This window comes from Streptomyces sp. NPDC059455, assembly GCF_042750115.1.
GTDB lineage: Bacteria > Actinomycetota > Actinomycetes > Streptomycetales > Streptomycetaceae > Streptomyces > Streptomyces endocoffeicus.
Genome location: NZ_JBHYVB010000006.1, coordinates 1 through 23,605, shown reverse-complemented (window position 1 = coordinate 23,605; position 23,605 = coordinate 1). Strand labels below are relative to the sequence as shown.

Annotated in this window: 17 protein-coding genes and 1 pseudogene; 9 read left to right on the top strand and 9 right to left on the bottom strand. The window is 69.3% G+C overall.

Going from position 1 to position 23,605, the window contains the following annotated elements; all coding sequences use genetic code 11:
• Positions 1-6: 6 nt before the first annotated feature.
• Entirely contained in the window at positions 7-1,227 is a 1,221-nt protein-coding gene (locus ACFXB5_RS03425) for a metallophosphoesterase (protein WP_385201909.1), read from the top strand.
• 620 nt (positions 1,228-1,847) lie between these two features.
• Here the strand turns inward: ACFXB5_RS03425 and ACFXB5_RS03420 are convergent.
• Positions 1,848-3,347, bottom strand: coding sequence for a sensor histidine kinase (locus tag ACFXB5_RS03420; protein WP_385201908.1), 1,500 nt, complete (start codon positions 3,345-3,347; stop codon positions 1,848-1,850).
• Positions 3,334-4,014, bottom strand: a complete 681-nt coding sequence (locus ACFXB5_RS03415) for a response regulator transcription factor (protein WP_385201906.1) — start codon at positions 4,012-4,014, stop codon at positions 3,334-3,336. The genes ACFXB5_RS03420 and ACFXB5_RS03415 overlap by 14 nt, the downstream gene beginning before the upstream one ends.
• Positions 4,015-5,020: 1,006 nt before the next feature.
• On the opposite strand from ACFXB5_RS03415, the gene ACFXB5_RS03410 reads away from it, so the two are divergent.
• Positions 5,021-5,944, top strand: coding sequence for a hypothetical protein (locus ACFXB5_RS03410; RefSeq protein ID WP_385201904.1), 924 nt, complete (start codon positions 5,021-5,023; stop codon positions 5,942-5,944).
• Positions 5,945-6,240: 296 nt separating this feature from the next.
• Here ACFXB5_RS03410 and ACFXB5_RS03405 read toward each other — a convergent pair whose 3' ends face one another.
• Both ACFXB5_RS03405 and ACFXB5_RS03400 read right to left on the bottom strand, forming a co-directional pair.
• A complete protein-coding gene (locus ACFXB5_RS03405; RefSeq protein ID WP_385201902.1) occupies positions 6,241-8,874 on the bottom strand; it encodes a SpoIIE family protein phosphatase in 2,634 nt (877 codons plus the stop codon).
• Between the two features lie 159 nt (positions 8,875-9,033).
• Positions 9,034-10,641 (bottom strand): GMC family oxidoreductase, encoded by a 1,608-nt coding sequence (locus ACFXB5_RS03400; protein WP_385201900.1) that lies wholly within the window; start codon positions 10,639-10,641, stop codon positions 9,034-9,036.
• A 584-nt stretch (positions 10,642-11,225) separates the two neighbouring features.
• On the opposite strand from ACFXB5_RS03400, the gene ACFXB5_RS03395 reads away from it, so the two are divergent.
• On the top strand, positions 11,226-14,651 hold the full coding sequence (locus tag ACFXB5_RS03395) for a protein kinase (RefSeq protein WP_385201898.1): 3,426 nt from the start codon (positions 11,226-11,228) through the stop codon (positions 14,649-14,651).
• A gap of 97 nt (positions 14,652-14,748) precedes the next feature.
• Positions 14,749-16,116, top strand: a complete 1,368-nt coding sequence (locus ACFXB5_RS03390; RefSeq protein WP_385201896.1) for a protein kinase — start codon at positions 14,749-14,751, stop codon at positions 16,114-16,116.
• A gap of 97 nt (positions 16,117-16,213) precedes the next feature.
• Here ACFXB5_RS03390 and ACFXB5_RS03385 read toward each other — a convergent pair whose 3' ends face one another.
• Positions 16,214-16,642 (bottom strand): MarR family transcriptional regulator, encoded by a 429-nt coding sequence (locus ACFXB5_RS03385; RefSeq protein WP_385201894.1) that lies wholly within the window; start codon positions 16,640-16,642, stop codon positions 16,214-16,216.
• Between the two features lie 14 nt (positions 16,643-16,656).
• Here ACFXB5_RS03385 and ACFXB5_RS03380 point away from each other — a divergent pair, with 14 nt between their 5' ends.
• A complete protein-coding gene (locus ACFXB5_RS03380) occupies positions 16,657-17,466 on the top strand; it encodes an SDR family oxidoreductase (RefSeq protein ID WP_385201892.1) in 810 nt (269 codons plus the stop codon).
• A 780-nt stretch (positions 17,467-18,246) separates the two neighbouring features.
• Here ACFXB5_RS03380 and ACFXB5_RS03375 read toward each other — a convergent pair.
• Positions 18,247-18,684, bottom strand: coding sequence for a hypothetical protein (locus ACFXB5_RS03375; protein WP_385202049.1), 438 nt, complete (start codon positions 18,682-18,684; stop codon positions 18,247-18,249).
• Between ACFXB5_RS03375 and ACFXB5_RS03370 the strand changes: the two genes are divergently transcribed.
• Entirely contained in the window at positions 18,601-18,783 is a 183-nt protein-coding gene (locus ACFXB5_RS03370) for a hypothetical protein (protein ID WP_385202059.1), read from the top strand. The two genes, ACFXB5_RS03375 and ACFXB5_RS03370, sit on opposite strands and share 84 nt — an antisense overlap.
• Here the strand turns inward: ACFXB5_RS03370 and ACFXB5_RS03365 are convergent.
• Entirely contained in the window at positions 18,760-19,677 is a 918-nt protein-coding gene (locus ACFXB5_RS03365; protein WP_385201890.1) for a LysR family transcriptional regulator, read from the bottom strand. The genes ACFXB5_RS03370 and ACFXB5_RS03365 overlap by 24 nt on opposite strands.
• 185 nt (positions 19,678-19,862) lie before the next feature.
• Between ACFXB5_RS03365 and ACFXB5_RS03360 the strand changes: the two genes are divergently transcribed.
• From ACFXB5_RS03360 to ACFXB5_RS03350, 3 genes are all read left to right on the top strand, one after another.
• Positions 19,863-20,759, top strand: coding sequence for an SDR family oxidoreductase (locus ACFXB5_RS03360; RefSeq protein WP_385201888.1), 897 nt, complete (start codon positions 19,863-19,865; stop codon positions 20,757-20,759).
• A 113-nt stretch (positions 20,760-20,872) separates the two neighbouring features.
• On the top strand, positions 20,873-21,772 hold the full coding sequence (locus tag ACFXB5_RS03355; protein WP_385201886.1) for an amidohydrolase family protein: 900 nt from the start codon (positions 20,873-20,875) through the stop codon (positions 21,770-21,772).
• A 103-nt stretch (positions 21,773-21,875) separates the two neighbouring features.
• Positions 21,876-22,076, top strand: a complete 201-nt coding sequence (locus ACFXB5_RS03350; protein ID WP_385202047.1) for a transposase — start codon at positions 21,876-21,878, stop codon at positions 22,074-22,076.
• 663 nt (positions 22,077-22,739) lie between these two features.
• Here the strand turns inward: ACFXB5_RS03350 and ACFXB5_RS03345 are convergent.
• Together ACFXB5_RS03345 and ACFXB5_RS03340 are read right to left on the bottom strand one after the other, a co-directional pair.
• Positions 22,740-22,946, bottom strand: a pseudogene (locus ACFXB5_RS03345) (transposase); the annotation flags it as partial.
• 101 nt (positions 22,947-23,047) lie between these two features.
• Positions 23,048-23,605 (bottom strand): helix-turn-helix transcriptional regulator (locus tag ACFXB5_RS03340; RefSeq protein WP_385201885.1); only part of this gene is annotated, 558 nt, incomplete at its 5' end.

Sequence of the window (23,605 nt, the reverse complement as noted above, 5' to 3'; positions counted from 1 at the left end):
GGAAGCGTGACCGACACCAGCAACACCCGGCCCGCCGAGGGTGAGGCGCAAGCGCCGCGGCAGAGCCGACTGCGCCGCCTGATGCGCTTCATCCCCCTGATCGCCCCCGTCCTGCTGTGGGCCGTGCCCTGCTGGGTGCTCCTGCTCACCGGCCAGCACTGGCCGCTGCCCGTCACGCTGGTCGGCACCGCCCTGTTCACCCTCGGCCTCATCGGTATGCCGCTCGCGATGGCGCGCGGCCACGGCCGGCGCCAGCAGGACCGGGCTGCGATCATCGGCGACACCCTGCTGGGCACCAGCTGGATTCTGTTCACCTGGTCCGTCCTGCTCGGCGTCCTCTTGCGGCTCGCCCTGACCGTGGCCGGCGTCGGCGAGAGCCAGGACCGGGCCCGAATCGTCACCTGGGCCGTCCTCGGCATCACCGCCGTACTGCTCGGCTGGGGGTACGCCGAGGCCCGCCGCGTGCCACGCGTGCGCCAACTCGACGTGCAACTCCCACGGCTGGGTGCCGGGTTGGACGGCATCCGCGTCGCCCTCATCACCGACACCCACTACGGCCCGCTCGATCGCACTCGCTGGTCGGCGCGGGTATGCGAGACGGTGAACACTCTGGAAGCCGACCTGGTCTGCCACACCGGCGACATCGCGGACGGCACGGCCGAACGCCGCCGCGCCCAGGCCGCCCCACTCGGCACCGTGCGGGCCACCCGCGCCCGTGTATACGTCACCGGCAACCACGAGTACTACAGCGAGGCCCAGGGCTGGGTCGACCTGATGGACGAACTGGGCTGGGAACCGCTGCGCAACCGCCATCTGCTGCTCGAACGCGGAGGCGACACCCTCGTGGTCGCCGGCGTGGACGACGTCACCGCCGAGTCCTCCGGCCTGGCAGGCCACCGCGCCCACCTCGCCGGAGCCCTGAACGGCGCCGACCCCGACCTGCCCGTCCTGCTCCTGGCACACCAGCCCAAGTTCATCGACCGGGCGGCAGCCGCCGGCATCGACCTCCAACTCTCCGGCCACACCCACGGCGGCCAGATCTGGCCCTTCCACCACCTCGTCCGCATCGACCAGCCCGCCCTCGCCGGCCTCAGCCACCACGGCCCCCGCACCCTCCTCTACACCAGCCGCGGCACCGGCTTCTGGGGCCCGCCCTTCCGCGTCTTCGCCCCCAGCGAGATCACCCTGCTCGTGCTCCGCTCCCCACACCCGCCCACCTCGGCATAGCACTCGACGGGCCGACACATCCGCATGGAGCAGTCCACGAGCCGAGGGATGCGGCGGCAATCCCGGTAGTCGCTCCATCTCACGACCACACGGCCCCACGACCACGCGCTCTTTTTCCCCCCGCACAGTTCTCAGCCGAATAGGCGGCGGCCTGTAGCGGGAGCGTCTACTCGCCGGATGGCCGGATACTGGCGCGCCTGGCACATTATTTCCTGCGTCACTGCACTCCCGGCAGATCTCCGCACTTCTGGCCGCGACAAGGGGAATCCCCAGGTCAGCCCCCTATCGGGCATGAGGTGGTCGCGTGGTGTGTCCCTCGGTGAAGACTGGGAGTGTCGGCGCCCCGCACCACTCCCCGGAGGCGATCACCATGCGCTTCTCCGCCGCCCGTGGACGCGTCTACCACCGCTGCGGCCCAACTCCGGCGGGTACTTCCAAGGCCGCGTAGTCAGCCTGCGCGTTTCCATTGCGGCGGTGTCCGGATCAAGTTGACCGAACGCACCGGGCACTTCGCGGTATGCGGCGTGACCCGCACCGATGAGGTTTCCGGCAAGGGCAGAGGCCGGCCGTGCGGAGTCGGCCGACCAGGTTGTCGTGGTGTGCCGCCGCGGTGAAGCGCGTCATTTGTCGGCTGGGGTGGGGGCTTGGGGGAGGCGTAGCTGGAAGCATGCTCCGAGGGTCCGGGGGGCGAGGGTGAGGGTGCCTCGGTGGCGGTGGGCCAGGTCGCGGGCGATGGCGAGGCCCAGGCCGGTGCCGCCGTGGTCGCGGGAGCGGGCGTCGTCGAGCCGTACGAAGCGTTCGAAGATGCGCTCGGCGTCCTCGGTGGGCACGCCCGGTCCGTCGTCGTGCACCGTGAGGACGACCCAGGCGTCCTCGTTACGGATGGTGATCTGGATGCGGTGTGCGGCGTGGCGGACGGCGTTGTCGATGAGGTTGCGCAGCAGCCGTTCGTATTCGTCCGGGTTTCCGTGTGCGGGTGCGGGGGCGGTGCTGTCGCAGGTGAGGGTCAACGGTCGTTCGGTGAGGGGGTATTGCTCGGTCAGCCGGGAGGCGAGGGCTGTCAGGTCGACGGTTTCGGGGTCGGCTGTGGGGGTGCGGGTGTCGAGGCGGGCGAGGAGCAGCAGGTCTTCGGCGAGGGCCTGGAGGCGGCGGGTCTGTCGTGCGGCGGTGGTGGCCGCGGCGGGCCAGTCGGTGCGTTCCGGGTAGGCGAGCGCGACTTCCAGGCTGGCCAGCAGTGTGGTGAGGGGGCTGCGCAGTTCGTGGGCGGCGTCCGCGACGAAGCGGCGTTGCTGGGCGGCGGCGTTGTCGAGGCGTTGGAGGGTGGTGTTGATGGTGGTGGCCAAGGCGGTGATCTCGTGTCCCGTGGCGGGGACGGTGACGCGTTCGCGGGGGTCGCTCGGGGTGACCGAGGCGGTGAGGACACGGATGGCTTCGACCGGCCGCAGCGCGATGCGGACGGTGAAGTAGGCGATGGCGGCGATCAGCACAAGGCCGACGAAACCGGCCCGCAGCAGCAGGTCGTCGGTGGTGCCGGCGATCTCCTCGGCTGTGTCCGGGAGCACCACCACATAGGCCCGCAGCGTGGCGTCGGCGGTGACGCCCAGGGCGGCGGCCTTGTCCTTGCCCAGTTCACCGGCCCAGATGTCGTTGTACAAGACCAAGTAGGTCTTGCCGGCCAAGTCGTATCCGTGCACGGGGTTGTAGTCGCGGCGCTCCGGTATGCGCAGGGGCTGCGTCGTATAGCCCCAGCTGTCACTGTCATCCTTTGGTGTCGGGGCGGAGAGCGCGGGTGGAGCGGGCAGCACATGGCGGGCGCGGGGATCGAAGTCCTGCATGGCTCCGCCGGAGGCGACAGCGGTGCGCCGGCCGGTCGCGACGACCTCGTACGGCGCGGCGCTTGCGGGACCGGGAACCGAACCATCCCTCAGCTGATCCACGAGAGCGGCGAGATTCCGCTCGGCACGGTTTTCGGCGATGGTCATGCTCTCGCGGTAGACCTCCTGGTGCACCCACCAGCCGATGCCGACCAGGACAACGGCCGCGGCCAGGGCGGCGGCCAGGGCCGTGCGGGCTCGTACCGAACGCGGCCACCAGTGGCGTCGCGGCTCAGTCGCGTTCACGGTCGTCCACCAGGCGGTAGCCGGTACCCCGTACGGTCTGCAGGGACTGCCGCTGGAACGCGGTGTCCACCTTCTTGCGGAGGGCGCTGACGCGCACCTCCACCAGGTTGGGATCCTGGGCTTCGTCGGGCCACGCGTGATAGAGCAGATCCGTTTTGGAGACCGCCTGGCCCGCGCGGCGGGCCAGCAGCTCCAGCACGGCGAACTCCCGGGGTGTGAGTTCCACCCGGGCCCCGGCCCGGCGGCAGACCCGGCCGGCGACATCCAACGAGAGGTCACCCACGGCAAGGACGGGCGGGGCGACCGCGGCGGCTCGTCTGACCAGGGCCCGCAGCCGTGCGACGAGCACCATGTAGGAGAAGGGTTTGGCCAGGTAGTCATCGGCCCCCGTGTCCAGGGCCTCTGCCTGATCCCACTCCCCGTCCTTGGCGGTGAGGACCAGGATGGGGGTCGCGTTGCCCTCCCGGCGCAGCTGGGCGCAGACCTTGTAGCCGTTGAGTCCGGGCAGCATCAAGTCCAGTACGACAAGGGCGTATTCGCCGGTCCGGGCCATCCACAGTCCCTGCCGGCCGTCATGGGCGAGGTCGACGCTGTAGCCCTCGGCGGTCAGACCGGTGTGCAGGGTGTGGGCAAGGTCCACCTCGTCTTCGACCACCAGGATGCGCATGCGGTGCAGCCTTGCACAGCGCCGGCCCGCCTTCCTGATCGGCCGGTCAGGTTGGATCAGCAACCGGTCAACGAGGTCCCGGCACGCTGGCGGAGTGTCTTCGCCACCGCCGAAAGGCCCTGTCGCCGATGTCCGTTGATGAATGTGGCCCCGCCGTGGCCAGGACGGTTTCCCCTCCCATACCCGCCCGTCGACAATCACCGAGCCCGGCCAAAGCCGTTGTCGTCATCGCGCCCTTGTCGCGCCTAGTGGGACGTTCGTCAGCTCCACAAGAGTTCCGCAGGAAATACTGAACGGACGACCATTGCCTCTCTCCGTCTTGGCGGTCCAACCGCCTATAGATAGTGTTCATGCCGACAGATTCGCATGGGCGCGCACACGCTGGCGCCAACACTACGTCCCGATTTCGGCTACCGCCCTGGCCCTGCCGCTGTATGCGGTATGGGCCGCCTATCTGGCAACAGGCGGCGGTGATCTTGCCGCGCAATTATCATGGGCGGATTTCGTCTCCCGACACCCCGGATCCCCCTACAACCTGGGCTGGTACGGAGGCATCCATGTCGGCAACTACAGTGTAATTGCGCCGCAGTTGATGGCACTTCTTGGTGTGCGGACTGTCACCGCGGGGGCGGGAGTCATTGCCTCGTGGTTCGTGGGGCGTGTGTTCGTTCGTAGCGGAGTAAGCCGTCCGCTGTGGCCTACGCTCCTGGCGGTCCTGTCTCTCTGGGCGAATGTCGCATCGGGGCGCTCGACTTTCGCACTGGGCGTGATTCTGGCACTAGTGTCCTGTCTCAGCCTGGCAGGTTCCAGCCGGCGCTTGGTCCTGGCATCGGCGTTCAGCGCCCTGGCGACTCTGGCCAGTCCCGTCGCAGGGCTGTTTCTCCTGGTTCTTGGGGCAGGGTGGCTCTTGAACCGGGACATTGGAAGAGCTATCGCTGTTTGTGCACCGCCTGTCGCAGTGGTCGCTTTGACAATCTCGCTCTTTCCTTTTAGCGGCGTAATGCCCATGGCAACGGACGATATTTGGAAACCAGCCCTCTTCGGAATCGTTCTGGCGCTGCTGGCACCGCGAGAGTGGAGGACTCTACGTTTCAGTTCCGCGGCTTATGCGTCAGGCGTGATTTTGACCGGACTGATTTCTTCGCCGGTCGGTTCCAACGTAATCCGTCTCGCTGAACTGTTCGGGCCTCCGGTGCTTCTCTGCGTGCTACTCGAGCGCGGCGTTCACATAGTGCCAAGGATAGCTATCGGGCTTTCTCTCGCTCTTTCTGTGCAGTGGGTGACGGCACACACTATCCATGTGCTCAATATGTCGACACCTGTGCCGTCATGGGCGTCCCACACGCAAGGCGTGCTGAAAGCACTCGACCGTTTGCATGCGGACCGCACGCGTGTGGAGGTAGTGCCTGCTGTCAATCATCGTGAAACCACCGTACTCGGTCCTCACGTGAATCTGGCGCGGGGGTGGAATCGTCAGCTCGATGTAGAACGTGGGGGCCTGTTCTATGAAAACCAGTTCACGATTGGAAAATATCGCGCATGGCTCGACAAGTGGGCGGTAGGTTATGTCGTCTTGCCGGGGGGTGAGCCTGACTGGGCGGCAAAAGACGAAGCCAAGCTCGTCCGCGGCAGACCAAGCTGGCTGGAGCCGGTGTGGCACGACTCCCAGTGGCAGATTTATCGGGTGAAGGGTGCCAGGCCAATTATCTCAGGCGCAGATGCGTCAGTCGTCAACAGTGACGGTGCAAAATTTGCAATACAAGTTCCCAAGCGCGGCATGGTCAGGTTGCGTATCCCCTATTCCCCCTGGCTACGCACCAGCGCTGGTTGTATCGAGCGTGATGGTGACTGGATCCGTTTCAAAGTTTCCACACCAGGGCTGTATGAAATCGGCAGCTCCTATGCGGTGCCCTGGCAAGGGAACTGCTGACTCGCGGTGATCGAGCACAGCGGCCGCCGCATCCGGATCCTGGGCACCACCGCACACCCGACCACCTCCTGGGTGGCGCAAGCGGCGAAGAACCGGGGGTCTTCTCCCCGCACTCCTGGAGTTCGAGCAGTTCGTTACTGCGCCGTAAAGCCCTCTACGGCGCTCACGCCCTGGGGGTGCCCCGTCTACCGGCGGGCACCAAGGGGCCTTGCCTCCCCTTGACCCGACAGGCACCTTGGCGCTCCCGGAAGGCTCCCCATCGCTCCCATCCGGGATCCGGCACCCACACCCGCCCCTCAGGCGGCGACGGCCGGGCGTGCGGGCGAGGGCAGCGCCTGCTCCGTCCAGATGCACTTGCCCGTCGCCGTGAAACGCATGCCCCATCGATCGGACAGCGCCGAGACCAGCTGCAGCCCGCGCCCGCCCTCGTCGGTCTCGGCGGCGCGGCGGATCCGCGGGGTGGTGAGGCTGCCGTCCGACACTTCGCAGATCAGTGTCCGGCCGTACAGCAGACGCAGCCGCATGGGGCCCTTCGCGTGCCGGACGACATTGCCGACCAGCTCGCTGACCAGAAGCTCGGTGGTCATCGACAGCTCGTCGAGACCCCACGTGGACAGCTTTTCGGTGGCCCGATGACGGGCTTCGGCCGCGGCGATGGGGCCGTCCGGGAGCGCCCAGGACACCACACGGTCCGGAGCTATCGACCGCGTCCGGGCGATCAGCAGCGCGGCGTCGTCGTGAGTCTCGGCCTGCTCCGGCACCAATGCGCTGATGACGGAGTCGCACAGCTGACCGGGGCCATGGAGCGGGGTGGGGGCGCACACGTCCGCGGACAAGTCCGCCGGAGGTGAGGCAGCCCTGGTGAGGGCGTGAGCGAGGCGGACCATGCCCTTGTCGATGTCAACGGCGGACGACTCGACCAGGCCATCGGTGTACAGCACCAGGTGGCTGCCTTCGGGCACCTCGATCTCGTGCATCTCGAAGGGCGGGCTGGCGGCGCCGAGCGGTGGATCGGCGTCGGCAGGGGGGAAGTAGGCCGTCCCGTCGGGTCGGAGGACGGCGAGCGGTGGGTGCCCGGCGCTCGCGAAACAGCACAGGTTGGTGGCGGGGTCATAGACCGTGTACAGACAGGTGGCGTAGAAGTCATCGCCGAGGTCGCCGACCAGATCGTTGAGGTGGGCGAGGAGTTCATCGGGCGGGAGCTCGAGATCGGCGAGGGTGTGCACGGCCGTGCGCAGCCGCCCCATGGTCACGGCCTCGGACAGCCCGTGGCCCATGACATCGCCGATGACGAGGGCGACCCGCTCCCCGGACAACGGGATGAGGTCGTACCAGTCGCCGCCGAGCTGCACGCCCCCGGCGGCGGGCAGATAGCGCGCGGCGGCCGTGACGGCCGGCAGGACGGGCAGCCTGTGGGGCAGCAGTCCACGCTGGAGCTCCTGGGCCCGGGTGTGCTCGGCGTCGTACAGCCGGGCCCGCTCCAGCGCCTGGGCGACCAGTCCGCTCAGCGCGATGAGCAGGGAGCGGTCCTCCTCGGAAAAGTGGCGTGGCTGACCGAAACCCACCACGCAGTAGCCGATCTGCTGGTCCGAGGCGATCAGGGGGAGGAAGGCCCATGCCTTCATCCCGCTTCGGTGGAGATAGCCGACCGCGTCCGGGTGGAGTTCGGCGTACTCCTGCGGAGTGGACAGGAAGATCGGGGAGCGGGAGCTGAGGACCTCCACGATGGCGGACATCTCCATGACCGAGATGCTCTGAACGGTCTCGAGGAACTCCGCCGGATACCCGGCCGAACCGACCATGCGCCACTGCCCGTCCTCGATCACCTGGCAGATCAGGCCGGTCGCGCCGAACGGCGGAAGCACCCGGTCGGCGACCGCCTTCACGACATCCTGGACGGTCAGCGCCTCGGCGAGCGCCGAGGTCAGCTCGCCCATGCGCATGACCCGCTCGGCCGCGGTGCGCTGGGCCGTGGAATGTTCGGCCTCCTCCCTCCGGCGTTCGGTGATGTCCGCGATGTGGATGACCAGTCCATCGGGGACCGGGTCGAAGCGTGCGTGGTACCAGCCCGCTCTGCCGGGCCACCGGGTGTCGAATCCGGCCGGTGCCTGAGTGGTCACGGCCCGCCCGTGGCAGGCGGCCATCCCGGTGTCCCGGACCACCGGGTGGTCCCACAGCACGGTCCCCAGCGCCTCCTGGGCGGAAGCCCCCAGCAACTTCAGGGCCGCGGGATTGGCGAAGGTCAGCCGTGCCTGGTCGTCGAGGGCGAGGAGGCCGTCGTTCATCCGCCATACGGCACTGCCGACGACGTCGCCGCCGAGGGGTTGCCTCTCGTGCTCGACGTCCGTGGCGGCGGGTCGGGCGGGCCGCAGATACCCGGCGACCCACTCGGCGACCATCCGCAGGAATTCACATTGCGCGTCGTCGAGCTCATCCGCCACCTCCACCAGGGCGGACAACGCACCCACCGACTGCCCGTCGGCCGTGATCACGGGCACCGACACCACCCCACTTCCGGGCGGAAGCGAGCCGGCGCCGGGAGGGAAGTCCTCCTGGGGGGAGCGGCCGGACGACGAGAGGGGCGCCCGGTGCGGCACATCCGGCGGTGGCGGCGTCCAGACCTGGCTGCCGTAACGCACACAGGACACGGGAGCCGCGCTGTCCTCGTCCGTGAGGGTCTCCCACCCCACGACCAGGTTGTCCGGCAGCCCCATGCTGGCCACCAGGCGCATCACCCCCTGGCGCGGATCACACACATGGATCATGCCGCCCAGGGCGCCGAGTTCGGCGACCGCCTGCCCGAGGGCGAGCCTCACCGGCCCGGTGCCACTCAGCTGGCCACCCGCGGAACCCATCAGCCGAAGCCGTGCCCGCGCCGACCGAGTGATCCGGGTGTCCGCGCTGTCTGGGTGTTGTTCATCCACACCCATGGCGTCACCTGTCATCGTCCTCGGGAGCCCGTGCCGTACGGATCGAAGACCGTGAGCGTCCCATATAGCCCGAATATAACCCTCACCTCAAGAATAGTTCCGGCCGATGGACATGGTCATCGGCATACGAGGCCGGACGCCGCCGCCAATGCGCGAATGTCAGCCGATGCCACGCCCGGCCTTGACCAGGTCCGCGGCCCGTTCGCCGATGATGACGCAGGGTGCCATGGTGTTGCCGCTGGTGATGGTGGGCATGACCGAGCCGTCCGCGATGCGCAGGCCACCGACACCGTGGACGCGCAGCGAGGCGTCGACCACGGACATCTCATCGCGCCCCATCTTCGCGGTGCAGGTCTCGTGGAAGTACGAACCGGCCGCGTCCCGGATGAAGTCCCTGAGCTCGGCACGGCGCAGCGGACCGGGCATGACCTCGCGCTTGACGAACGGCTCGACCTCCGCGCGGTTGCCGATCTCCCGGCAGAGCTCCACGCAGTATTCGAGCGCCCTCATGTCCTCCTCGGCCCGGAGGTAGCCGGCGTCGATCAGCGGGGGTGCCAAGGGATCCGGGCAGGCCAGCCGTACCGAGCCACGGCTGGCCGGGCGGGCGAGGCCGGGCGCCAGGGTCCAAGCGGAATCGTCCCCCACGGGAACGTCGTACCGGAGGACCGTCGCCTCGCCGGCGAGCGGAAGCTCGTCCAGCACCGGCATCAGATCGGGGCCGGGCAGCGACGGGTCGCTCTTGGCGAAGATGGCAAACTCGGCGGCGTTGTTCCGGGGTGCCTCGGGGACGCGGTACTCCCAGATACAGCCGGCGAGCAGAATGTGATCCTGGAAGTTCTTCCCCACACCCGGCAGATGCACGACGCCGGGGATGCCAAGCGCCGCGAGTTCCGCCTGGTCGCCCAGGCCGGAGAGCAGCAGCAGCTTCGGGGTGTTGATGGCGCCGAGAGAGACGATCACCTCCTCGTCCGCCGAGACGGTGTACACGCGGCCCCGGCGGACGAACTCCACCCCGGTCACCCGGGTCCCCGACAGCCTGAGCCGGGTCACCTCGGCGCCCAGCACGATGTCGAGATTGGGGCGGCCCATGACCGGATGGAGATAGGTGGCGGCGATCGAGACCCGGGCGTGTCCCGGGCCGATCAGGAGGTTGGGAAGACCGCAGCCACAGCCGGACTCCATGGGGTCCGCATTGAGATCGTCGACGGCCGGAATGCCGGTCGCGGACGTCGCCCGGGCCAGGGCCGCCGCGACCGGGACCGGGTCCTCGGGGAGGGCGATCCGCAGCGGGCCACCGGTGCCGCGGCGGGGGTCGGCGGGGCCGGTCCAGTTCTCCACTCGGCGGTAGACATCGAGGACAGAGGTGTACGACCAGCCCGGATCGCCGGTTTCCTCGGCCCAGGAGTCGAAGTCGCAGCGGTGGCCCCGTGCCCAGACGGAGGCGTTGACGCTGGAGCCGCCGCCCAGCACCTTGCCCATCGGCAGCGCGGGCATACGGCCGTGAAGCGAGCGGGACGGCTGAGCCGAAAAGCCCCAGTCGCGTTCGCTACCGATATTGGACATCCACCGGGTGGCGTCGGTGACCGCCTCCACCCGGTCGCTGCCACCGGCTTCCAGCAGCAGAACGCTCACCTCGGGCACGTCTGCCAGCCGTCGGGCGACGACGGACCCCGAGGTCCCTCCGCCACAGACGATGAAGTCGTAGCCGGGGCGCGGAACGTCGGTGACGATCTCACGGCCCTCGATGATGTGACTGGTGCGTGCCATGGGTGACGGCCGTCCTCCCGCCGGACGCGGCGTTCGGTGGCACCGCCTGGCGGGCTCGCTGATGTCCAGCGTAACCAGGGCGTGGAACCACTCGCCAGACGGGTAACGGCCGCGGAGAGCGTCGAGCGCCTACGCCGCGGGGGCGACGCGGCCGGGCCCGGCGGTGACCGACTGGTGAGCATCCTCGCCGATGCGGGGATTGAGGTCGTACTCAGCGGTGTTCGGATGCCGAGAATGAACTCGGTCATGGAGCGGTGGGTGCAGACCTGTCGGCACGAACCGCTGGACCGGACGTTGATCCGGAGCAGATCGCCGGCCTCGACATACGAAGACGCGAGCGCCTCGGCGGCATCCTCAACGAGTATCGGCATTCAGCGTGACCTGCACGGATGAGGATTCCGGCAAGCGCGATCCCGGCAAAGGGCCGAACGACGCGCTCCCGCACCCCCGCGGTGAGCCTGAAGCATCGACACCAGGATCGACGACGTCACATACTGACCCTCGTCGAAGTCTGACAACGGGGTCTTCCGCGTCCGGGCCTTCCAGGACGGCGACTTCTGCCGCAATCACGATGAGGAATCGCAGTGAACGCACCTACGTCGCCGACCGTTTGGGCGACCGGCGAGACCGTCGACGGCCGGTACCGGGTGATCGGCGAGCTTGGCCGGGGCGGGATGGGCGTCGTGCACCGGGTACGGCATCTCGCCTGGGGCATCGACATGGCGGTGAAGAGTTCGCGGCCCGAGCTGTTCCGGAGCCCCGGCGATCAGGAGCTGTTCGTCAGGGAGGCCGAGGCGTGGGTGTCCCTCGGGCTCCATCCGAACGTCTGCGCCTGCCATTACGTGCGGGTGATCGACGGTGTCCCCCGCGTGTTCGCCGAGTACGTCGACGGCGGCAGCCTGGCCGAGTGGATCGGCGACGGGCGCCTCCACGCCGGGGATGCGCGGCAGGCCCTCGCCCGTGTCCTCGACACGGCAGTCCAAGCGGCCCGTGGGCTCGAGCACGCCCATCGCGGAGACCTGGTGCACCAGGATGTGAAGCCGGCGAACATTCTGCTCGACGGCACGGGCGCCGCGAAGATCACCGACTTCGGTCTCGCCCGGTCCAAGGCCGCCACGGCCCCGACTGACCTCCACATGGCGCCGGGTGCCAGCGTGTTGGTGCCGTCCGGCGGCATGACGGTCGGCTACGCGTCCCCGGAGCAGCTCGCTGGCGAGCCCGTCGGGCGGCGCAGCGATGTCTACAGTTTCGCGGTCTCGGTCCTGGAGATGTTCACCGGCGGTGTGCATTGGGCGGCTGGTTCGGTCGCGGGTCTCGCGCTGGAGGAATACCTGGCCGACCCCTCGAATCCGGTCGCGGCGCCGCCGGAGGTCGCCCACCTGCTCCGGCGCTGTCTGCGGCAGCACCCGGCCCACCGGCCGGCCTCGATGGCGGACATCGCGGATGTACTGACCGGGATCTACGAGCAGGCGACCGGCTCGGCGTATCCGCGTCCCATGTCGCAGGCCGCCGATCTGCGCGCCGACGAGCTCAACAACCGTGGCCTGTCGCTCCTCGACCTGGACCGGGCCGCCGACGCCGAGCAGGCCTTCGACCAGGCGCTCGCGGTCGACCCGCACCACGTCGGGGCCGTGTACAACAGTGGCCTGTTCCGGTGGCGTACGGGGGCGATCACCGATGGGGAACTCGTCGCCCGGTTGGAGGCGATCCCACGTGGGTCCGGCGCGTCCTCCTGGCAGGTGCGGCTGTTTCTGGCCCGGGTCCACCTCGAACGCGGCGACCTCGCGGCGGCACACGACCTGCTCGACGCCCTCGCGCGCGAACGGCCCGACGACACCGACGTACGGGCGGCGCTGCGGGTGGCGGCCTCCGGAACCGTGGCCGATGCCCGCCACACCGGCACCCGGGAGTTTCGCGAGCCGTTCGCGGTGCCGTTCGCGCCGGTGAAACTGCTCGCCCGGCACGAGGTGATGGGCTACCTGCCGATCCGGTTCACTCCCGACGGACGCCTCGCGCTGAGCGGCCACTGGGACGGCGTGCTCCGGCTGTGGGACACGGCGACCCGCGCACAGCGGGTGTCGGTCAGGGGCCACCGCACGCAGGTGCTCGGCGTCGACCTCACCCCTGACGGCTCGTACGCGCTGTCCACGAGCCGCGACGGCACGGTGCAGTTCTGGGATCTCAGGGCGGGCAGGTGTACCCGCGTCATCCGCTCCGCCGCACGCGCCACGGGGTGCCCGGTCAGGTTGAGTGCCGACGGGCGCATCGGTGTGTGGCAGGGCGTGGACGGGCGCGTCCAGGTCTGGGAACCGCGGACCGGGACCTGCCTGTGGTCGCTCGGGGCAGCGCTCAAGGACGGCGCCCTGGACGGCTCGCAGTACGAGGTGAGCGCCGACGGGCGCCATGTGCTCACCGCCGAGGAGGACGGGGCGCGGCTGTGGAGCGTGGCCGATGGCCGGTGCCGGGTGCTGGCCGCCGGCTCGGCGACGCATGCGCTGTGCTTCAGCCCCGATGGGCGGATGGTCGCGGTGGCCGGCAAGGACCGGGTGATCCGGTTGTGGGCTGTGGGGGACGACCAGCGGGTCCGTACCTTGCGTACGTTGACGGGGCTGACCGCCGCGGCCGGTCACCTGGCCTTCGGTGACAGTGGGCGGCTGCTGCTGTCCGGAACGACCGGCGACCACACCGTTCAGCTCTGGGAGCTGAGCAGCGGCCGGTGTCTGCGGAGCTTCACCGCCCACGCGTACGGAATGCACCACGTCGGATTCGAGGACGGTGACGACCGGTTCGGCTGCTCCGTCGGCGGACATCCCGAACTGCCCATGCACCGCTGGCGGTTGCCCGCTACCGGATACGCCGCCGAGCCGCATCTGATCAAGCCGCGCGAGCACGCGGAGGTCAGCCGGCTCGGCGGACTGGCCGAGGAGCTGCTCGCCGACGCACGCCAGGCGATGTCGAACGGCCGACACCGGTCAGCCTTCGGCCTGTTGACCCGCGCACGGGAGATACCGGGATACGAGCGCGCGCCCCAGGTCCTGGCCGCCTGGCACGAACTGGGCCGCTCGGCGCGCCACGTACGGCTGCGCTCCGCCTGGTCGCGGCCACTGGACGCCGGCCACCTCTCCTTCGGCGCCATCACGGCGATCGGTGTCGCCGCGGATGTCCGGCTCGCCGTCAGCGGGCAGAGCGACGGCACCGTGCGGATCTGGGATCTGGACAGCGGCGCGTGCACGCACGTCCTCGACGATCACCAGGGCAGGGTGGGCGGGGTGGCGTTGAGCGACGACGGCCGGCACGTCCTGTGCGAGGGCACCAAGCCACTCGCGATCATTCGGCGGCGACTGGCGGACGGCGAGTGCCGTCGGCTGACTCCGGACTGGGACATGAGGCGGACCATCAGGTTCACCGGCGACGGAAGGTACGCCTGGTTCGGCAGCGGCGACGGTGTCCTGCGCCGATGGGACCTGGACGACGACCGCTGCGTCGCGACGATCAGCCAGAACGGCCCGGTCAACGTGATCTCCACGTCCGCGGACGGACGGCTCGCGGCGGTCGGCGACTCAGGCGGCGTGGTCCGGCTGCGGGATCTCGACACCGGAGCCTGCCTGCGGACCTGGACCGGCCCCCGGGAACCGATCCTGTCGGCGTGCCTGAGCGCCGACGGCCGCCTGGCCATGTCCACACACCAGGTCATGTCCTCGGGCGCCAAGGACGAACCGATCCGGCTGTGGGACGCCGGTTCCGGGCGGTCCGTACGCGAGTTCGCGGGGCACGAGGGCTGGGTCTCCGCCGTGCGGTTCACACCCGACGCCCGGTTCGCCTTCTCGGCCGGGCACGACAGATCCGTACGGATGTGGGAGGTCGCCACCGGCCGATGCCTGCACGTGCTCGAAGGGCACCAACAACGCATCCGGCACCTCGAACTCACCCCCGACCTGCGCAACTTGGTCTCGGCGGGAGACGACGGCATCCGGCTCTGGGACCTCGACTGGGAGCTGGCGGCCGACTGAGCGGAGCGGGACGCGTACTGTCCGGCGCAGCGGACGGCACGCTCACGTTCACCGTCTCGTCCCCCGAAGCCCCCCACACGCAAGGAGACGATCCTCTGTGCCGCCCTCGGCCACCATCACGCTCACCCTCGTCGAGGGCCGGGTCAAGCCCGGCGCGTACGTCTTCGAGGAGCGCACCACCTGCGTTCTCGGCCGCTCCACCGACTGCTCGCCACAACTGCCCGACGACTCCGACCACAAGACCGTCTCCCGCCACCACTGCCTGCTCGACATCAACCCGCCGGACATCCGCATCCGCGACTTCGGCAGCCTCAACGGCACGTACGTCAACGGCGAGAAGATCGGCCAGCGGCGCCGCGGCCTCACCCCCGAGGAGGCCGTCGCGGATTCCTACCCCGGGCACGACCTCAAGGACGGCGACCGGATCCGCCTCGGTGACACCGTGTTCCGCGTCGACATCACGCGGCCGCGGGTCGCCACGGTGAGGCTCGCGCGCTGCGCCAAGTGCGAGCGCGAGCTGGGCGACGAGGCGGGCGGCCGCCCCGGCGAGTTGTTGTGCGCCGCCTGCCAGGCCCGGCCCGACGCCGTGCTCAAGCTGCTGCTCGAGCTGGCGCACGGCGGCCGCGCCGACCTCAAGGCCATCCGCGGCTACTCGGTGATCCGGGAGCTCGGCCGTGGCGGCATGGGCGCGGTGTACCTGGCCCGGCACGAGGCCACCGGCGTCGAGGTGGCGCTGAAGGTGATGCTGCCGAAGGTGGCGGCGAGCGAGACGGCGCGCGCCCGGTTCCTGCGCGAGGTGGCGCTCACCCGGGCGATGAAGCATCCGCACGTCGTCGCGCCGCACGACGCGGGCTTCGGATACGGAACCTTCTATCTGACAACCGAGTTCTGCACCGGCGGCAGTCTGGACCGGCTCGTCGCCCGACGCGGCGGGCGACTCCCGGTCGAGGAGGCGATGCCCATCGCGGTGCAGGCGCTCAAGGGCCTGGAACACGCGCACGGGCAGGGAATCGTCCACCGCGATTTGAGCCCCTCCAACATCCTGCTGCACCGGGAGACCGACGGCTCGACGACGGCGAAGATCGCGGACTTCGGCATCGGAAAGGCCTTTGACCAGGCGGGCCTGAGCGGGCTGACACGCACCGGCACCACGGCTGGCAAACCGATGTTCATGCCGCGCCAACAGGTCATCGACTTCCGCAAGGCCACCCCCGCCGTGGACGTCTGGGCATTTGCCGCCTGCCTCTACCACACGCTGACCGGAAGGACCCCGCGCGAGTTCCCGCGCGCCAAGGACCCCTGGCAGGTCGTCCTGCAGGAGCCGGCGATCCCGATCCGCCGCCGCGACCCGGCCATCCCACGACGCCTCGCGGAGGTCATCGACACGGCGCTGCGGGAGCACCCCGAGATCGGCTGCGCGAGCGCGGCGGAGCTGCGCGGGGCACTGGAGCGGGCGGGGCGGTGAGCCCCGACTGCGGCAGTTACGCGGGAGCAACCGGCCAGCGACCGTGACGGTGAAAACGGACAGCCCGCGCTACCCGATAGGTAACCACCCCAAGAGCTCAGTGTTTCGAGTTCGGTGCTGTTCCGGGGGTGAGTGCGGTTGCGAGGGCGGCGAGGCGGTCATGTTCCTCGGGTGTGAGACGGCTGAACCGGTCGGCGACCGATTCGGCGAAGCGCTCCCGTAGGCGCACAATCAGCTGTTCGCCCTCCTGGGTGGCCGTTACGCGATTCACCCTGCGGTCCTCGCTGTCGCGCTCTCTCGCCAACAGCCCCCGCCTCTCCAACCGGTCGATCATGCCGGTGACATTGGTCCTGTCGCAGCCGAGAGTGGTGGCCAGTTCACTGAAGGACGGCCGATCGGAAGTCAGGACGCACAGTAGCTGGGCCTGCTGAGTGGTCAGGCCGAACTCGCGCCCGATGAGCGCGTAGAGGGCGGCGGCCTCGCGGTGCAGCGTGGTTACGGCGGCAGCAAGGGCATCCGAGGTCATGAGGGACAGTCTAGATGATTGACGTCATCGACAATTTAGGAGAGCATCTCGCCTATCGACATCACCACCTTTCTGGGGGCTCGGACATGCGCATGAACAGCAAGGTCGCAGTCGTGACGGGAGCGTCCCGGGGGATCGGGCGCGCTGTCGCCGAACGGTTGGGGGCGGATGGAGCGCGGGTGATCGTCAACTACCACTCGGACGCGGTCGCGGCGAAAGATGCCGTGACCGCCGTCGAGCGTGCGGGCGGACGGGCCACCGCGGTGCGAGCCGATGTGCGCGACGCGACGCAACTGAGCTCTCTGTTCAAGGCGGCCGTTACGGAGTACGGCGGGCTGGATGTCCTCGTCAGCAATACCGGGATGGCGCGCCCCACATCCCTGGCGGATGCCACGGACGAGGACTTGGAGCTGCACTTCGCCATCAACACCCGGCCCGTCTTCAGAGCCCTGAAGGAGGCCGCACTCCACATGCGCCACGGTGGGCGGGTCGTCGTGATCTCCAGCGGTGCGACCGTCGCGGCGCATCCTGGCGCGGGCCTCTACGCCGCGAGTAAAGCGGCGGCTGAGCAACTGGCCCGGGCGGCGGCACACGAGCTCGGACCGCGCGGAATCACGGTGAACAGCGTGTTGCCCGGCGCTACCCGCACCGATGCCCTGCAGGCTCAGATGCCGGCTGACGTGGCCGCGTCCATCCGTAGCCAGACGCCCCTCGGCCGCCTGGGCGAGCCGGCCGACATCGCATCGGTGGTCGCGTTCCTGGCCTCGGACGAAGGCGCATGGATCAACGGCCAGACCATCCACGCAAGCGGTGGCCTCTTCTGAGGTGCCCTGACAGCTGTTGTCCTTCCGTGCCTGATGACGGCGTCTTCGCTGGGCAGGCACAGAGTCGCTGAGTCCGTGGAAGTCGTGGCCGGTGCGGCTTCACGGCGCGGCAGCACATTCCCGCGCTCCGGCTCACCGATCCGCCCGCTGGAGTACTAACTCCCTACCATCAAGGAGAGACATGTCCGACCCCCTGGCCGGAAGCCCGACCGAAGCGACCGCGTCGGCCCCTGAATACCCGATGCCCAGGGCGACGGGCTGCCCATTCGACCCGCCCCCGGCGCTCAAAGCGATGCAGCGGAAAGGACCCCTCACCAGGGTTCGCACCGTGGACGGCGGTACCCCCTGGCTGGTGACCGGCCATGCCGATCTGCGTGCCCTGTCCCTCGATCCGAAGATCAGTGCCGACAACACTCGGCCCGGATACCCGCAGACCGTTCCCAGCGACGGCGAGGACGCCCTCAGCTTCATCGTGATGGACAACCCCGAACACGCTCGGCTGCGACGCATGGTGACCGCGCCGTTCACGGCGAAGAACGTGGAGAGGCTGCGGCCCTCCGTGCAGAGGATCGTGGACGGCCTGATCGACGACATGCTCGCCGGGCCCACCCCGGTCGACCTGGTGGAAGTGTTCGCGCTGCCCGTGCCGTCGCTGGTGATCTGCGAGCTGCTGGGTATCCCCTACTCCGACCACCATTTCTTCCGAGAGAACACCCACGTCATAGCCAGGCGGTCGACGTCCCCCGAGGACCGGACGTCCGCCCTGGCCGGGCTGATCGACTACCTCGGCGACCTGATGGGGCAGAAGCTGTCCCACCCTGCCGACGACCTGCTCTCCGGTCTTGTGCCCAGGGTCCAGGCGGGCGAGCTGACCCGGCAGGACGCCGCCCAGATGGGCGTCCTGCTGCTGCTCGCCGGGCACGAGACCTCCGCCAACATGATCGCGCTCGGCACGCTCGCCCTCATGGAACACCCCGAGCAACTCGCCCTGCTGCGTGCGTCCGAGCGGGCCCGGGTGCCGAGCGCCGCCGGGCAGCCTCCTGGGCTGGTCCCGGCGGTTCCGCCATGGGATGGGATGGCGGCTTTCTCCCAGTCGGCGGCGCGCACCACGCTGACCTCCAGGTGAGCGGTCATGTGGCCGATGGTGGCGAGCGGTTCCTGGTCGACGCGGCTGACGTCTTCGAAGTACTGGTGGCGGCCGGCGCAGGAGATGACCAAGGCGCTGATGCCTTCTTCGATGGCGATGGCGATGGCGCGGCCGCCGACTTCCCCGAACGACCCCAGGAACACGCGTCACGACCGGGTGGGTTCGGCTGAGTCCGGTCTGCTGAGGTGGGTCTGGGCGTACTTACGGAACGCGGTGACCAGGCGACTGTGGTCGTCGGCGCGAGTGGCCAGTACGACGTGGGCCGGATCGACGCCGTCGAGCGGAATCGAGGTGAGGTCGGGACGCAGGGCCTGGATGTTGTGGCCGACGAAGATGGCCACGGCCTGCCCGGCGGCGACGAGTTCGAACTTGTCCTCGATGGCGTCGATGAGGGGACCGTCGGGCGCGGGGCGGCCGTTGGGGCGGGGATCGATGCGCCAGTAGGCGCTCCACGCCGGATCGGACTCACGCAGTCGGGGCAGGGGTTCGTCGGCGATGTCGTCGAGGGTGACGTATTCCTTGCCCGCCAGCCTGTGGTCCAGCGGCACGACCACGACGCGCGGTTCGTCGTAGAGAACCGTGACGTGCAATTGATCGGTGGGGAACGGCAATCGGCTGACCACCGCGTCCACCCGGTGTTCCAGCAGCGCGGCTGGGACGTCGTGGAAGGCCACGTGCTGGGCCCGCACATCGGCGTCGGGATGGCGGCGGCGCATCTCGCGTACGGCGGGTGTGACGATCAGGCCGGTGGTGTAGCCGACGGTGATGCGGCTGGGCTGGGCCGCGGCCTTGGCGCGTGCGATGGCCCCAGCCGCGGCGCGCAGCAACGCTTTGGCCTGTGGCAGGAACACCTGGCCCGCCTCGGTGAGGGCGCTGCCTCGCGGAGTGCGGTCCAGTAGCCGGGCGCCGAGTTGCTGTTCCAGGCGGTGGATCTGCCGGCTCAGGGACGGCTGGGTGATGTGCAGGGCTTCGGCGGCGCGGCCGAAATGCCGGTGTTCGGCGATGACCGTGAAGCTGTGCACCAGCCGCAGATCGAGGTCTACGGCCGTCGGCAGGTCGGGCATGTCCCCAGGGTAGTCCTCGACCACGTCATGCACAGGGCAATGAACTGGAGTGATGCTCAAGCCGTATTGCGCGATGCGGAGGTTTCATTGGATCGGGGAGGTCGTCCGGGGGCAGGGTGGAAAAACCGGCCCGGCACCTATTCGGAGCCGGTTGACAGTCACCTGATCGAAGGAGTCCGACAACCATGCGCGTATTCGTCACCGGTGCGACCGGCTTCGTCGGGGCCGCGGTCGTGCGGGAGCTGCTGGATGCCGGGCACCAGGTGCTTGGCCTGGCCCGATCGGACGCCTCCGCTGCCACGCTGACCGCGACCGGGGCCGAAGCGCACCGCGGCAGCCTGGAGGACCTGGACAGCCTGCGCGCCGGTGCGGCGTTGGCCGACGGCGTGATCCACACCGCGTTCATCCATGACTTCACCCATTTCCAGAACTCCGTCGCGGTGGACCTGCGCGCCGTCGAGACCATCGCGCAGACGCTGGCCGGCACGGATCGCCCCTTTGTGATCAGCTCCGGCACCCCGGGCGTGGCGGGCGGGATGGCGACCGAGGACACCATCCCCGCGCCCGGGACGCCCGCTGCGGCGCGAGGTGGTGCGGAGGAGGCGGTGCTGGCGTTCGCCGACCGCGGCGTGCGCGGCTCAGTGGTACGGCTGCCACGGTCGGTGCACGGCGAGGGCGACCACCACGGCTTCGTCTCCCGGCTGATCGATATTGCCCGGGAGCGGGGCGTGTCGGCATATCCGGGGGACGGGGCCAACGCGTGGCCGGCCGTGCACCGGCTGGACACCGCGCTGCTGTACCGGCTGGCCTTGGAGCACGCGCCCGCGGGCAGCCGGCTGCACGCGGTAGGCGATGAGGGCATCCCGGTGCGCCGGCTCGCCGAGCGCATCGGCAAGCACCTGAACCTGCCGGTCACGTCCATCCCTGTGGAGCAGGCCGTCGAGCACTTCGGCTGGCTCGGTCCGATCTTCGCGACGGACGCGCCGGCCTCCAGTGCCAGCACCCAAAAGCTGATGGACTGGCACCCGGTTCGCCCCGGGCTGCTCGCGGATCTCGACGCCGGCCACTACTTCACCCGCTGACGCGAACCGTGCGGCGAATTCACAAGGAAGATCGCCACGGGAGCCGGCACGGTAGTGGACATGGCGCGGCGGGCGCCTGGTATCGATCAGACCTCCCGAGGAGGAGTCTCCCCATGGAAATCATCGACGCGCATCTGCATCTGCCACGGCCCTGGTCGCAGTGGAAGCACGGCGACGAGGCGTTCTTGGACCTGCAGACCGAGCTTCTGCTCGGGCAGATGGACGCCGCGGGCGTGGATGCCGCCGTCATCATCAGCGATCCGCACGTAGCCCCCGCCCAGTGGTGCGCGGCCGCGACCGCCCGGCATCCCGACCGCCTCGCAACCGTCCTGGTATGCGACGAGACCGCGCCCGACATCGCCGACCAGGTAGCGAGCGCGCGGGAGAACCCGGGCGTCCTGGGTCTTCGCATCACCACAGCCTGGCCTCCCGGCAACGTCGAGCGTCTCCGGGCAGGCGCCTACGATCGCTTGCTGAGCACAGCCGAGGAACACGGTGTACCGGTGTGCGTCCTGGGCGCGGGCGATCTCCCCGACGTGGCGGTGGTGGCGCGTGCGTACCCGACTTTGCCGCTGATCATCGATCACCTCGGGCTCAACCAGCCGCCGTTCATGCCGGCCGACGATCCGCCGTGGCGCGACCTCGGGCAGCTCCTGGCGCTCGCCGACCTTCCGAATGTCTCCGTCAAACTGTCCGGGGCACCGACCCTGTCAGATACGCCGTACCCCTACCCCGATATCTGGCCGTACCTGAGGCAGGTACTGGACGCCTTCGGAGTCGACCGCTGCATGTGGGGGACGGACCAGCATCGGGTCTTCGGGCGCCTCCACGGCTTCGACCCAGTGCCGAGGTATCCCGGCTACCACTCATACGCCCAGGGACTGCACTACCTGCTCGACCGCGACGAGTTCACCGAAGCGGAGAAGACCGCACTGTTCGGCGGCACCCTCCGCAAGATCATGGGCTGGCCGGCCGAACCGGCATCGTCACCGACCCCGTGCCCCACCGGCTGACGGCGCGACAGGTCACCGGTCGGCGGCAGAATGAGATGGGCGAACCGACCAGCCCTGACCAGCCCTTGGGGAAGGTGACCGGCCTGCTCCGAGGAAATGCCCGCTGGAGTTGCGTGACCGTGCGGTCCGGATGTATCGCGCCGCCGAGCCAAAGTCCGTCATCCGCCGTGTGGCCAAGGAACTCGGGGTGCATCACGATGCCCTGCGCGGCTGGATCCTGCAGGCCGAGGCCGAGGCCGGCGAGCGGAGGGCCTGCTGGCCACCGAGGAGAAAGAAGAGCTCTGACCTGCCCCGGACCTGGTGAAACGCGACTTCACGGCGCCCGCGCCGAACCGATTGTGGGTCATCGACCTGCCCATGATCCCCACGTAGTCTTGGAAGAAGCAGGCCGACGCTTACATTGCTCGGCACAGGCACAGGCACAGGCACAGAGCAGGTGATGGCGATGACGCAGTTGCGCTAGCCGCCCGCCCGGAGAGCCCGGGACCCCGGACGGCTGGTTCCGGAGGAACGAGATGTCCCACACGGACAAGACAAAACCATCGTGGGTACGCCACCGCGAGCACGGTGGTCTGCCCCTGCACGACCACCGGCACGGCCCCTGCGACCTTCCGCCACACCCGCCCCGGCAGGACACCGGCACCCGCTGCCGATGGGCCACCGTCACCGGAATGGCCTCCCCATGGACGTGCTGTGCACGCACCCAGGAACGCTCAGCACATAAGGAATGGCAGGGATGGGTGAGGGCCGCCAACCGCAAGGCACGCTACGCCGCACGCCACGTCGCACGCCACTGGCAGATGGACATGGATTGACCGGGACAGCCAGTGCTTGGCTCCGCAACGTCCGGGAGGCCATTGGGCCTGCGGACCTTGGAGTCGATGGCCGACGGCGTTTCGGGAGGGCTCAGCGGTTGTGCCGGCGGACGCAGCCGGGGACCACGACGCACCAGCCGGTGACCGACTCTGCGGTCCGCCGCCCGCAACCGGTCCAGCAACACCTGCTGAAGCTCATCCCATACGCCGGCCGCCTGCCACTCGGCCAGCCGCCGCCAGCACGTCGGCCCCGAACCGAATCCCAGCTCCCGCGACAGGAACTCCCACTGGATCCCCGTGTAGAGCACGGACAAGATGCCCTGCAACGTCTTGCGGTCATCGATCCTGTTGCGCCCCGGATACCGGTACCGGCGTTCATGCCTGGTGCCGCGTCAGAGGGCCTTTGCCCTGTGGTGATGTGACACGTCGTAGGGCTTGCGCGGCGCGGTGGGTTTCGTTCTCACGGCGTCGGACCGGGATCTGGTCTTGTGGCGCCCGCGGCGCGGGCGTAGCGGGCGGCGAGGTCCGCGAATGCGGTGGCCAGTCGGGGCGGGCCGATGACTTCGCTATCGGTGTCGAAGCGGCCGACGGTTGCGGCGATTCCGGTCCATGACCATGAGCCGAGGGTGAGTCGGCAGTGGTAGGGGCCGAGTTCTTCGACGATTCCGTCCTGGGCGAAGGGTGCGACGTTGGCGGCCAGGAGGTGGAGGATGACTTCGCCCAGGCAGGGCCAGTCGGTGGCGGTGCCGTCATTGCCGCGGAATCGGCTGGTGATGAAGGTGACGACGTTGCCGCCGGGCAGTTCGCGAGGGGTGAAGCGGGGGCCGGTAGGTGTGCGGGGATGGATGCGATCGACGCGGAAGGTACGCCAGTCCTCGCGGTCGAGGTCCCAGGCCACGAGGTACCAGCGTTGACGCCAGGTGAGAGCCTGTGTCATATCCCCGGTCGGATCAGCGTGCGGCGTCAGGGGGCACCTCCCAGCGGTAGCTGGGGGAGCGTGCGATCGCAAGGCGCCGGA

Excerpts from the sequence above, each read along its gene's own strand:
- ACFXB5_RS03360 (WP_385201888.1), top strand. The coding sequence starts at position 19,863 with ATGCGCGTATTCGTCACCGGTGCGACCGGCTTCGTCGGGGCCGCGGTC.
- ACFXB5_RS03415 (WP_385201906.1), bottom strand. The coding sequence starts at position 4,014 with ATGCGCATCCTGGTGGTCGAAGACGAGGTGGACCTTGCCCACACCCTG.
- ACFXB5_RS03385 (WP_385201894.1), bottom strand. The coding sequence starts at position 16,642 with ATGACCTCGGATGCCCTTGCTGCCGCCGTAACCACGCTGCACCGCGAG.
- ACFXB5_RS03355 (WP_385201886.1), top strand. The coding sequence starts at position 20,873 with ATGGAAATCATCGACGCGCATCTGCATCTGCCACGGCCCTGGTCGCAG.
- ACFXB5_RS03410 (WP_385201904.1), top strand. The coding sequence starts at position 5,021 with ATGGCAACGGACGATATTTGGAAACCAGCCCTCTTCGGAATCGTTCTG.
- ACFXB5_RS03380 (WP_385201892.1), top strand. The coding sequence starts at position 16,657 with ATGATTGACGTCATCGACAATTTAGGAGAGCATCTCGCCTATCGACAT.
- ACFXB5_RS03405 (WP_385201902.1), bottom strand. The coding sequence starts at position 8,874 with ATGGGTGTGGATGAACAACACCCAGACAGCGCGGACACCCGGATCACT.
- ACFXB5_RS03400 (WP_385201900.1), bottom strand. The coding sequence starts at position 10,641 with ATGGCACGCACCAGTCACATCATCGAGGGCCGTGAGATCGTCACCGAC.
- ACFXB5_RS03365 (WP_385201890.1), bottom strand. The coding sequence starts at position 19,677 with ATGCCCGACCTGCCGACGGCCGTAGACCTCGATCTGCGGCTGGTGCAC.